The following is an 11375-nucleotide window of genomic DNA, read 5'->3' on the forward strand; positions in this document are numbered from 1 at the left end:
CGGCCGCTACCCCGGATCGCCTGCCAGATGATCACGGGCGGCCTGGAGGATCCGGCGGGAGAGCTCGTCGTCGCCGGTGGCGCGCGCGAGCATCAGTGCTCCGGCCATGGTCGACAGTTCGACCAGGACCTGCGGATCGGTGGTGGCACGGCCGTCGAACTCGGCGAGTTTGCCGATCATGTTGTGGATGCCGTCGAGGTAGGCCTGGCGTAGCGAACTGTCGACGGGCGCGCGGGCGACGTCGGCCGCGGTCGCCGCGATGCCGCAGCCGTTGGCGGGGGTGTCGCGGTGGGTGGTGGACAGATATCGCTGGATGAAGGTGCGCCGGGCCGCCGCGCCGTCGGCACTCGCGGCCCGGATGCGGTCCATTTCGTCGATCTTCTCCGCGTACGCAGCAGCGCAGGCCTGGGTGACCAGGTCTTCCTTGGACCGGAAGTGGCGGTAGAAGCCGCCGTGGGTCAGTCCGGCGGCGGCCATCAGCTCGGGGACGGTCATCGCACCGGCCCCGCGTTCACGGACCTGTGCGGCAGCCGCGTCGAGGACCTTCCTGCGGTGCGATTGGGCCTGTTCGCGGGATGCTCGCGGCACATCGGCTCCTTCCATCGGTCGACGCGCGGCGGAGGGCGCGGTCGGTCAGGACAGTCTTGCGCATCCGTATAGATGATGACCATAATCTAAATCGATTCGAGCGGCGCCGCTCCCTCCCCGAACCGTCCAGGAAGGAACCACCATGCCGCTGTGGCAGATCTACCACCCCGCCGACACCTACTCCGAGCAGGACAAACAGGATTTCGCCCTGGACATCACCGAGCTGTACACGAGAGTCGGGCTGCCGGCGTTCTATGTCGTCGTGTTGTTCCATGCGCTCGCGGAATCCGACGTCTACGTCGGCGGTAAACCCGCCTCCGACACGGTGCGCATCGTCGTCGACCATCTGGCTCGCCACCTCGAGGATCCGGAGATGCGCAAACGCTCCACCGACGCGCTGGACTCGATCATGCTGCCCTACACCCGCGACCGCGGGCTGCACTGGGAATTCCACACCAACGAGTCCCCGCGCGATCTGTGGAAGATCGCCGGCCAGTTCCCGCCGCCCGCGGGCAGCGAGGCCGAGAAGGCGTGGGCGCGGGCCAACGCGCCGATCCCGTACTGAGACACAGATCTGCCCACCGGCGCGGCACAGCCGGTGGGCAGATCTTTCCGATGCGCGGGCGGGGCGGGCGAACCCCGCTGCCGCGCAGGTTTATTCGAGGTCGGCGCCGGTGCGGGGCGGTGGCGCGGCCTCGAGCCGGGTGAACTCGTCATCGGTGAGCAGCCGGGAGCGGATGAGGAAGCGCACGCCTTCGGGAGCTTCCAGCGAGAACCCGCTGCCACGGCCGGGAACCACGTCCACGGTGAGGTGGGTGTGCTTCCAGTACTCGTACTGATCGGCGCTCATCCAGAACGGCGTATCGCCTGCGACCGTCCCGAGCAGCACATCCGATGCGCCTACCCGGAATTCACCGCGCGGATAACACATCGGCGAGCTGCCGTCGCAGCATCCGCCGGACTGGTGGAACATGACCGCGCCGTGCCGCCGGATCAGGCCCTCGAGCAGCTGCTCGGCCTGTTCGGTGATCTCGACGCGGGCCACGTCCTCGGCCATCAGAAGAATCCGAGCTTATTCGGCGCGTAGCTGACCAGCAGGTTCTTGGTCTGCTGGTAGTGATCGAGCATCATCGAGTGGTTCTCGCGGCCGATGCCGGACTTCTTGTACCCACCGAAGGCCGCGTGTGCGGGGTAGGCGTGGTAGCAGTTGGTCCACACCCGGCCCGCCTTGATGCCGCGGCCCAGCCGGTAGGCGGAGTTCATATCCCGGGTCCACACACCGGCGCCGAGACCGTAGAGGGTGTCGTTGGCCAGCTTCAACGCCTCGTCGGTGGAGTCGAAGGTGGTCACCGAAACGACCGGCCCGAAGATCTCCTCCTGGAAGATCCGCATATCGTTGCTGCCCTTGAACACCGTCGGCTCGATGTAGTAGCCGCCCGGGAATTCCTCGACCTTGCGCGGGCCGCCGCCGGTGAGCACCTCGGCGCCTTCCTGACGGCCGATGTCGATGTAGGACAGGATCTTCTCGTACTGGTCGTTGCTGGCCTGGGCGCCGATCATGGTGGCGTCGTCGAGCGGGTTGCCGCTGACGATGGCCTTGGTGCGCTCGACGCAGCGCGCCATGAACTCGTCGTAGATCGAGGAGTGGATCAGCGCGCGTGAGGGACAGGTGCACACCTCGCCCTGGTTCAGCGCGAACATCACGAAACCCTCGACGGCCTTGTCCAGGAACTCGTCGTCGGCGGCCATGATGTCGGGCAGGAAGATGTTGGGGCTCTTACCGCCCAGCTCCAGCGTCACCGGGATGATGTTCTCGCTGGCGTACTGCATGATCAGCCGCCCGGTGGTGGTCTCACCGGTGAAGGCCACCTTGGCCACCCGCGGGCTGGACGCCAGCGGCTTGCCGGCTTCGACGCCGAAACCGTTGACCACGTTGAGAACTCCCGGCGGCAGCAGATCCGCGATCAGCTCGACCACCTTCAGGATCGAGGCCGGGGTCTGTTCGGCGGGCTTGAGCACCACGGCGTTACCGGCCGCCAGCGCGGGCGCCAGCTTCCAGGTGGCCATCAGGATCGGGAAGTTCCAGGGGATGATCTGGCCGACCACGCCGAGCGGCTCGTGGAAGTGGTAGGCGATGGTGTCGCCGTCGATTTCGCTGATCCCGCCCTCCTGGGCGCGGATGGCGCCGGCGAAGTAGCGGAAGTGGTCGATGGCCAGCGGCAGGTCGGCGGCCTTGGTCTCGCGGACCGGCTTGCCGTTCTCCCAGGTCTCGGCGACGGCGAGGGCCTCGAGGTTGTCCTCGATGCGGTCGGCGATCTTGTTGAGGATATTGGCGCGTTCGGCGACGGAGGTGGCGCCCCAGCCGTCGGCGGCGGTGTGCGCGGCATCGAGGGCCAATTCGACGTCGGCGGCGGTCGAGCGCGCTACCTCGGTGAAGGTCTGCCCGTCCACCGGTGACGGATTCTCGAAGTACTGCCCCTCGACCGGTGCCGTCCAGTCGCCGCCGATGAAATTGTCGTAGCGGGCGGCGTAGCTGACGATGCTGCCCTCGGCACCTGGTTTCGCGTAGGTCATGTCGCATGCTCCTCATCGAGTCGGCGGATAGCACGAGCAACCGTTCGTGACGCAGACCACTATCGTGATCTCGGGTTGGCAGAAGGTTGACTACCGATGGGACACGCCGAAACCGCAGGTCAGCCTTGACGGTCAGGAGCGGAGGGCGGTGTGCAGCCTGGCCGCGGCGACGGCGCGGCGCCCGTCGTTGGCCGGCAGCAAGCGCAAGGCGTGCTCGTGGATCTCGATATCGTCGGGTGCCCGCTCGCCGTAGCGTAGGGCGTTGTCGGGGTCCTCGTCCGAGAGCACCGCGGTGCGCACCGCGACCTCGAGATGATCGCGCCACTCCACGATTCCCGGCGTCTGCGAACCGGGCAGCAGCGGCCCGCGATACATCCGCACCGCCGTGCCCGTGTCGCCGGCCTCGAGCGCGCCGAGCAGATCGACGGCGTCGCAGGACAGCGGCGTGGTGAGCTGGTAGACGCGGTTGGCGATCTCACCGCCGGTGGCCCGGCGCAGGTGCGAGACATCGGCCTTGAGGGTGCTCGAGGTAGCGGGCCGGTCGCCGTAGATGGCGTAGTGCAGCCGTTCCGGGGTGAAGCCGTCGGGCTCGAGCGCGAGCAGGGTGAGGATTTCGAGTTGGCGCGGCCGCAACCGCACCGGGTGCCCGTCGCGCACCAAGCGGGCGCCGCCCAGGCAGGTCAGCCGGACCCCCGGACGGACGGCGGTCGCGGCGTGTAGCCGCGCTTCCACGGCGGTGACCAGCGACTGCACCGTCGACATGGCCAGCGGATGCGAGCGATCCCACGTCGAGGACAGGTCGAGCACGCCGAGCCTGCGTCCATCCGGGGCGTGGATCGGCGCGCAGTAACACACCCAGCCGTGCAGGGCCGCGACCAGATGTTCGGCGGAGAACACGGTGCTCGGTTTGCCGGTCTGCATGGCCAGCGACAGCGCGTTGGTGCCCATATGTTGTTCGTCCCAGCGGCCACCGGGCGCGAAATTGACCTGTTCGGCGCGGCGGCGCATCACGGGCCCGCCGAAAGACCACAGGATGGTGCCGGTCTCGTCGGTGACCGCGGCGACATAGCCGGCGTCGTGGGCGACGTTGTGCAGTTGGTCGGCGAGCTGGGTGACCGGTTCACGCAACGGGGACTGCTCCCAGCGCGTACCGATGTCGGCGGAATCGACCGCCGGCGCGCTCGCGGTGGCCGGGTCGACGGTGCGCACCGACCGCATCCAGGATTGGGCGACCTCGCTGCGCAGCCCGGAGGCGGCGACTCGGGGCAGCGCGGGATGCGACCCGTCGGGAATCCACCGGGACCATTCCTTTTCCAGCGCGGCTCGCTGCTCCGCGAGCGTGCTGTGTGCCGCCATCTATGTCTTCCTGGTCACATCTTCGACTACGTCCATCATGCCGCACCGGCCGACTGGTCGGTGCGGCAGTCGACGGAAAAATCAGCTCAGATGGTGTACCGGCCCCATCCCGTAGACCGGCGTGGGGATGCCCTCGTAGCGGGCCTTGAGTTGCAGCGCGAGATATAGCGAGTAGTGCCGGGATTGGTGCAGGTTGCCGCCGTGGAACCACAGGCCCTCCTGCCTGGTCGGCTTCCACATATTGCGCAGCTCGCCTTCCCACGGCCCCGGATCCTTGGTGGTGCCGGAACCGTAGCCCCAGCATTTGCCCACCTTGTCGGCAACGTCCTGGCCGATCAGGTCGGCGGCCCAGCCGTTCATCGAGCCGTAGCCGGTGGCGTAGACGACGAGGTCGGCGGGCAGTTCGGTGCCGTCGTCGAGGACGACGGCGTCCTCGGTGAGTTCGCGGACCTCGCCGTGCGCCAGCGCGATCTCGCCGTCGGCGATCAGCTCCGAAGCACCGACGTCGATGTAGTAGCCGGAGCCTCGGCGCAGGTACTTCATGAACAGGCCCGAACCGTCGTCGCCCCAGTCGAGTTGGAAGCCGGCGCGTTCGAGCCGGTCATAGAACTCGGCGTCGCGGGCGCGGATGGCCTCGTACACCGGGATCTGGAACTGCGGCATGATCCGGTACGGCAGCGAGGCGAAAGTCAGATCGGCCTTGTCGGTGGTCATGCCCGCCGCCAGGGCACGTTCGGAGTACAGATCGCCGAGGCCGAGTTCCATCAGCGAATCCGAGCGCACGATATGGGTGGAGCTGCGCTGCACCATCGTCACCTGTGCGCCCACCTCCCACAGCGCCGCGCAGATGTCGTGGGCGGAGTTGTTGGAGCCGATGACCACCGCGCGCTTGCCCGCGTAGGCGTCCGGGCCTGGATGCTTGCTCGAATGGTGCTGTTCGCCACGGAAACGGTCCATCCCGGGGAAATTCGGGATGTTCGGCTTGCCCGACATGCCGGTTGCCAGCACCAGCTGGGTGGGCCGCAGTTCGATGGCCTCGCCGTCACGCAGGACGTCGACCTCCCATTCGCCCGCGATCTCGTCGTAGGTGGCCGAGGTGCAGGTGGTCTTCGACCAATACGGCACCTCCATCACCCGGGTGTACATCTCGAGCCAGTCGCCGATCTTGTCCTTGGGGGTGAACACCGGCCAGTTGTCCGGGAACGGCAGATACGGCAGGTGGTCGTACCAGACCGGATCGTGCAGGCACAGCGACTTGTACCGCTTGCGCCACTGGTCACCGGGACGTTCGTGCTTGTCGACCACCAGCGCGGGCACCCCCAGCTGGCGTAACCGCGCGCCGAGGGCGATCCCGCCCTGGCCGCCGCCGACCACCAGCACATACGGCTGACGGCTGCGGCCGAGTTCGCGCTCCTCCTCGGCGCGGCGCTCGGACCAGGTCACCCGGTCCGGGTCGGCGCCGTGCACCACACCACGCGGCCGGCGCGGACCTTTGCTCTCCTCATGCCCTTTCAGCTCGCGCAGGCTGGTCAGCAGCGTCCACGCGCCCTCATCTTTGAGCCGCAGATGCCCGACCGCGCGGCCCGCGGCGGTCTCGAAGCCGATCCACGCGGTGATCACGCCGCCGTCCTCGGTGGGCTCTTCGGTGGTGTGGAAGTTGCCGGGATCGGTGCCGTCCAGCCGCGCGCCCAGCATGTCGGCGATGTCCTCGCGGCCTTCGAGGGTCTTGATGTTCCAGGTGAAGGCGACCAGATCGCGCCAGAAACCGTCGAGGGCGAACATCGCGGCCGCGGCCTCGACGTCACGGTCCGCCAGTGCCGTCTCGAAATCCCGCAGCCAGGCGTCCACGCGCTGCTGCGGTGTCTGCGTATCGGGCGTCGGCTCCAGTGTCCGGGTCATCGGATTCTCCTTCTCCAGCGGATCTGTGAGCTACAGCACACGTCAGCAGAAGCGGTGTCACAATCGTTGCAAGGCGTTGCAACATCGGTGTGCGCACGCGGCGAGACGCGCGAGCCTCGCCCGGCCGCGCGCACCGAGCAGATCAGGATGGATGTCGTGGGCGAATTCGGCGCGATCGAACCGGGGACCGACCTGCCCCGGTACGCCCGCGACCTGGTACGCATGCACGACGCGGTGATCGGCGGCGGACGCTCCCCGTTGCGCCCGCGCACGCTGGTGGCGCGCTCGTGGTCGCGGGTGCTGGCGGCGGGTCTGGTGCCCGACCAGGCCAACACCCGCACGGTCCTCGGACTCGAGGACGTGGAGCGACGCCGCCGCATGTCGCCGCTGGCGGGCGTGATCGGCGAGTTGATGCAGGTGATCGCCGGGGTCGCGGACGCATCGCAGTTGATCATGGTGGTCACCGATGCCGAGGGTGTGGTGTTGTGGCGTGCCGGTTCGCCGCGGGTCCGCAGCCGCGCCGACACTCTGGGTTTCCAGGAGGGGGCCACCTGGACCGAATCGGTGGTCGGCACCAATGCCATCGGCACGGCGATCGCCGAAGCCAGTCCGGTGCAACTGTTCTCGGGTGAGCATTTCGAGCAGTCCCAGCACCCGTGGTATTGCACAGCGGCGCCGATTCATGATCCGCGCACCGGTGAACTGCTCGGCGTGGTCGACGTCAGCGGACCGGCGCTCACGCTGCATCCGGCGCTCACCGCCCTGGTCGGCGCGGGTGCCCGGCTGGCGGAGGGCCAGCTCGCGCGGCTGCAACAGGACCGGCTGGAACGGTTGCGCAGCACCGCCATGCCCACCCTGTCCACGCTGACCGGTCCGGCCCTGCTGGTGGACGAGCACGGCTGGGTCGCCCACGCCACCGGCATCGCCACACCCCAGCGCATCGCCATTCCGAATGCCGAACGCGCGGTGCAGGTTCCGGGGCTCGGTGTCTGTTCGGCGGAGCCGCTGCGCGGCGGGTGGCTGGTGCGCCCGCTCGGGGCGGGCGCGCACAGCGGGATCCGGATGAACCTCGATCTGTCCGGCGCGCCGGTCGTCAGCGCGGTCGGCGGTGAATCCGATTGGCGCAGTTCACTGTCGGTGCGGCATGCGGAGATTCTGCTGCTGCTGCACCTGCGTGGACGTCGCGGGATGTCGGTCGCCGATCTGAGTCACGCCCTCTACGGCGACCCCGACCACGCGGTCGCCGTGCGGGCGGAACTGTCGCGGCTGCGGCGGGTGCTCGGCTCGATCATCGAGAGCAGGCCCTACCGACTGGAGGCCTCGGTGCGGCTCGACCTGACCCTCGGTGACGTCGACAGGTTGGCCGACTGCGCGTTCGTCCGCACCTCTACCAGCCCTGGTGTTCGCGCGCTCGCCGGTGCCGGAACCGGGTCCGCCCTCGGCTGACGCGCCCTCGCGGGCGGGCCGACGGTCGGCCACCCACCCGCCCGCCTCGACGCGGGCGGAGATTCGCGAGCACAGACGTCCCTCGAGTTCGAGGTAGGCGGGAGCCACGCGCCGCCGCCGCCGTGTTCAACCGCGCGCGAACAGCGCCTTCCAGGCGCCGGCGACCACCCCGCGCAGGAAGTTCTCCCAGCTGAAGTGGTCGTGCCACAGGATGATTCGCCCTTCGCGCAGTTCGAAGGTGCCCGCCACCCAGAACGAGATCTGCACCGGACCGATGCGCAGGATGTCGGTGCGGTCGGTGAGCACGATCGGTCCGTCGGCGGCGATGTGGTGCATGATCGCGGCGAAACCGAACCGATCCCGGTTCAGCCCGCGCAGCAACTGCGCCACCCGGCGTTCGCCACGCACATCCGGTAGCGAGGTGTTCTTCCAGACGATGTCGGGGTGCAGCAGTTCCAGCGCCTCGCTCACCGCGCCGATCTCCAGCGCGGCGAAGAATTCGCGCACCGTGGTGATCGAGTCCTGCTCCAGCTCGATTTCGCTCATGGATCGAGGGTAGGTGGTGGATGCGCCGGAGGCGGTCCATTCCGCCGCCGGAATCGGCCTCCCGGCGATACGTTGGGGCTATGACCACTCGGGATGAGATCGAGTCGTTTCTGGATGAGTACCAGGCCGCGCTGTCGGCCTATGACGCCGAACGTTCGGCCTCGCTGTGGGGCATGCCGGGCACCATCGTCAGCGACGGCTTCGTCGGCGCGTTGCATTCGCGCGCGGAGCTGGCGCAGGCGCTGTCCCAGGCCTACCCCTTCTACCAGCAGCTCGGGCTGGCGCGAGTCGACCACACGCTGCTCGAACACGTCGACCTGACGGCGAGCATCGCCCGCGTGCACGTGCGCTGGCATTTCTACGACGACGCCGACGAGCTGCTCACCGACGGCGATTACGAATACCTGCTGCGCCGCGACGACGACGGCCCGCACGCCTACGTCGCGGTGGCGATCGATGAGATGGAGAAGCTGACCAAGCTGGCGGCGGAGAAGGGCATCCAACTGCCAGGGACGTAACAGGCCACTCGCCCGATCCGAGCGATGGATCCACTAAGCCTTGCGGCCGGGCGCCCGGTCCGCGCGGCGGTCCACGAGCGCTTGCAGGCCGTCGAGTATCCGGTCGATGCCGAAGTTCAAGGCATCATCGCGGGCCGATGCACCGCCGGCCTGCTCGCCCATGGCGGCGGCGACCTCGGGATACCGGTCTCCCGCTGCCTCCATCACCTCCGCCATCTGCCGCATCAACTGCTCTTCCATGCCTTCGGCCGGGGTGCCGCCGTGCTGTGCCGCGAGGCTGCGCGCATGACCGTTGAGCACCACGACGGTATCCAGACGCTCCGGCCCGGTCAGGCCGATCCCCGCCATGGCCGACAGAGCGGCCTCGAGCCAGCCGAGTTCGTTCGGCCCCATCGGCCGGATGCCGGTGGACAATTCCAGCGTCCACGGGTGCGCCCGATACCGACGGAAGATCTCCTCGGCCCAGCGGCGTAGACCTGCCCGCCATGGGGCCACATCGGAAACCGCCTGGGCCGCAGCGATATCCGGCGGTGCGCCGAGGGCGTGCTCCAGCATCAACGCGGCCAGCTCGGACTTACCCGGTACGTACCGATACAGCGACATCTTGGTGTACCCGAGCCGTTCGGCGACCCGCTGCATGGAGACACCGGCCATCCCTTCGGCATCGGCCAGGTCGATGGCCGCGCCGACGATGGCCGCCGGCGACAGCGACGGTTTCGGGCCGCGCTTGGCCTGACGCCCGGTGCCCCAGAGCAGTTCGACCACGGTCTGAGCCGGCATCGCGATGTCCTTCCGGAAAGGAGTTGACCAGAAACTGTGTCTACCATACGCTTATCCGAGTCCACTGGAAACAGTTTCTGCCGGACTCAATTGGTACCACTGAAGGAGCGATCGTGCGTAACAAGGCCGTTCTCATCTCGGGCGCGAGCATCGCCGGTCCGGCCCTGGCCTACTGGCTGGACCGCTACGGCTTCGACGTGACCGTCGTCGAACGCGCCCCCGCACCGCGTCCGGGCGGCCAGGCCGTCGACTTCAAAGGCGCCACCCACCTGACGGTGCTCGAGCGGATGGGCGTCCTCGGCGCCGTCCGGGACCGGCGGACCGGCGGTGCCGACATGGTGCTGGTGGACGCCGCGGGCAAGCGCCGCTCGCTCATCTCCGGCGATTTCACCGGCGGTGACCTCGAGATCCTGCGCGGCGATCTGGCCGAGCTCATGTACGAGCGCACCGCAGCGAGCTGCGCCTACCTCTTCGGCGATTCGATTCGCGCCCTCACCGAGACCGCCGACGGGGTGCGGGTGGAGTTCGAACGCGCCCCGGCCCGCACCTTCGACCTGGTCTTCGGCGCCGACGGGGTGCACTCACGGGTGCGCGCCCTCACCTTCGGACCGGAAAGCGACTACGTCCACCACCGCGGCTATTACTACGCCCTCGCCAATTCCGGGACCGGGTCCCGGCGCACCGATGGGCCGCGCCGCGAAGTCGCGTACGCGCACAACGCGCCGGGCAGGCTCGCCGTCAGCGGCGGCCCCAAGGCCGAGCAGATGTACATGTTCGCCTCCCCCGAACTCGACTACGCCCGCGACGACGAGCAGGCCCAGCGCCGAATCCTGAAGCAGGCCTTCGCCGGCGTCGGCTGGGAGGTGCCGCGCATGCTCGCCGAACTCGACGAGGCGGCGAACTTCTATCTGGATTCGCTGAGCGTGGTGAAGATGACCTCGTGCGTCAACGGGCGGGTCGCACTGGTCGGTGACGCCGGCTACGGCAACACCCTCGCGGGGTTCGGCACCGGACTCGCCATCGTCGGCGCCTACGTGCTCGCCGGCGAACTCGCCGTCGCCGACGGCGATCACACCGTGGCCTTCCCGCGGTATGACGCGATCATGCGGCGCTACAACAAGATCGCGGGTTCCAGCGATCCGGGCCGCTTCCTCGCCCCCAAAACCGCCTTCGGCATCCGGGCCCGCGACTGGTTCCTGAACACACCGCTGTTCGGGCTGATGGTGAAGCTCGGCGACAAGGGCGCCAACGACATCGAGCTGCGCGATTACCCGGGCATTGTCGCCGCCGGTGCCGGTTCGACCGAGCGGTAACGCGTCGTCGACCGCCGCGGCATCACCTGCCGGTGCGAGGTCGACCCCCGGCCTTCGAACACCCACCCGCGTATCCGGCTCCGCGCCCGCAGAGGGCGCGGCGAACTCGCGGCACGGCGTCCAGACGACGTGTGGACTTTGCGCCACGCCACGGCGTACTAGCGGCGGCGGCGCACGTCGCCTGCCGGCCCACGGCGAAGTGCGGATGAGTCGGCGCTGGGGACTGCGCCTGCGTCATGCGAGGCGGTCGATGCCTATCCGTGCCTGGGGCGGATACCGCCGAGTTGCCGGGGGCCGTGGGCTCGAGCCGCCACGACGCCGCCCGAAAAGCGGCGACGCGCCCACAATTCGGCAA

General features: G+C 68.6%; 11 protein-coding genes. 4 read left to right on the forward strand and 7 right to left on the reverse strand.

What is annotated here, in order from left to right; all coding sequences use genetic code 11:
- Nucleotides 1–6 precede the first annotated feature (6 nt).
- The gene (locus RJ05_RS20785; RefSeq protein ID WP_036539763.1) at nt 7–588 is read right to left on the reverse strand and encodes a TetR/AcrR family transcriptional regulator; all 582 of its coding nucleotides are present in this window, start codon (nt 586–588) and stop codon (nt 7–9) included.
- Nucleotides 589–730: 142 nt separating this feature from the next.
- Here RJ05_RS20785 and RJ05_RS20790 point away from each other — a divergent pair, with 142 nt between their 5' ends.
- Entirely contained in the window at nt 731–1153 is a 423-nt protein-coding gene (locus tag RJ05_RS20790; protein WP_036539630.1) for a tautomerase family protein, read from the forward strand.
- Nucleotides 1154–1243: 90 nt separating this feature from the next.
- Here the strand turns inward: RJ05_RS20790 and RJ05_RS20795 are convergent, their stop codons facing one another.
- The 4 genes from RJ05_RS20795 to RJ05_RS20810 form a co-directional block, all read right to left on the reverse strand.
- Nucleotides 1244–1645, reverse strand: coding sequence for a DUF779 domain-containing protein (locus RJ05_RS20795; protein ID WP_036539632.1), 402 nt, complete (start codon nt 1643–1645; stop codon nt 1244–1246).
- Nucleotides 1645–3162: an aldehyde dehydrogenase gene (adh, locus tag RJ05_RS20800; RefSeq protein WP_036539635.1), complete on the reverse strand. Its 1518-nt coding sequence runs from the start codon at nt 3160–3162 to the stop codon at nt 1645–1647. Before adh ends, RJ05_RS20795 begins: the two co-directional genes overlap by 1 nt.
- A gap of 132 nt (nt 3163–3294) precedes the next feature.
- On the reverse strand, nt 3295–4518 hold the full coding sequence (locus RJ05_RS20805) for a helix-turn-helix domain-containing protein (protein ID WP_036539638.1): 1224 nt from the start codon (nt 4516–4518) through the stop codon (nt 3295–3297).
- A gap of 81 nt (nt 4519–4599) precedes the next feature.
- A complete protein-coding gene (locus RJ05_RS20810; protein WP_036539640.1) occupies nt 4600–6417 on the reverse strand; it encodes an NAD(P)/FAD-dependent oxidoreductase in 1818 nt (605 codons plus the stop codon).
- Between the two features lie 156 nt (nt 6418–6573).
- On the opposite strand from RJ05_RS20810, the gene RJ05_RS20815 reads away from it, so the two are divergent.
- The gene (locus tag RJ05_RS20815) at nt 6574–7863 is read left to right on the forward strand and encodes a GAF domain-containing protein (protein ID WP_081597452.1); all 1290 of its coding nucleotides are present in this window, start codon (nt 6574–6576) and stop codon (nt 7861–7863) included.
- A 126-nt stretch (nt 7864–7989) separates the two neighbouring features.
- Here RJ05_RS20815 and RJ05_RS20820 read toward each other — a convergent pair whose 3' ends face one another.
- Nucleotides 7990–8409 carry a limonene-1,2-epoxide hydrolase family protein gene (locus RJ05_RS20820; protein ID WP_036539643.1) on the reverse strand — a complete coding sequence of 140 codons (420 nt, stop codon included), beginning with the start codon at nt 8407–8409 and terminating at the stop codon, nt 7990–7992.
- Between the two features lie 80 nt (nt 8410–8489).
- Here RJ05_RS20820 and RJ05_RS20825 point away from each other — a divergent pair, with 80 nt between their 5' ends.
- The gene (locus RJ05_RS20825; RefSeq protein ID WP_036539646.1) at nt 8490–8927 is read left to right on the forward strand and encodes a DUF6841 family protein; all 438 of its coding nucleotides are present in this window, start codon (nt 8490–8492) and stop codon (nt 8925–8927) included.
- A gap of 33 nt (nt 8928–8960) precedes the next feature.
- Here the strand turns inward: RJ05_RS20825 and RJ05_RS20830 are convergent, their stop codons facing one another.
- The gene (locus tag RJ05_RS20830) at nt 8961–9707 is read right to left on the reverse strand and encodes a TetR/AcrR family transcriptional regulator (RefSeq protein WP_036539649.1); all 747 of its coding nucleotides are present in this window, start codon (nt 9705–9707) and stop codon (nt 8961–8963) included.
- A 113-nt stretch (nt 9708–9820) separates the two neighbouring features.
- Here RJ05_RS20830 and RJ05_RS20835 point away from each other — a divergent pair, with 113 nt between their 5' ends.
- Nucleotides 9821–11020 (forward strand): FAD-dependent monooxygenase, encoded by a 1200-nt coding sequence (locus RJ05_RS20835; protein WP_036539651.1) that lies wholly within the window; start codon nt 9821–9823, stop codon nt 11018–11020.
- Nucleotides 11021–11375 lie beyond the last annotated feature (355 nt).

Origin of the sequence: Nocardia cyriacigeorgica NBRC 100375 (assembly GCF_000308555.1) — a bacterium.
Lineage (GTDB): Bacteria > Actinomycetota > Actinomycetes > Mycobacteriales > Mycobacteriaceae > Nocardia > Nocardia cyriacigeorgica.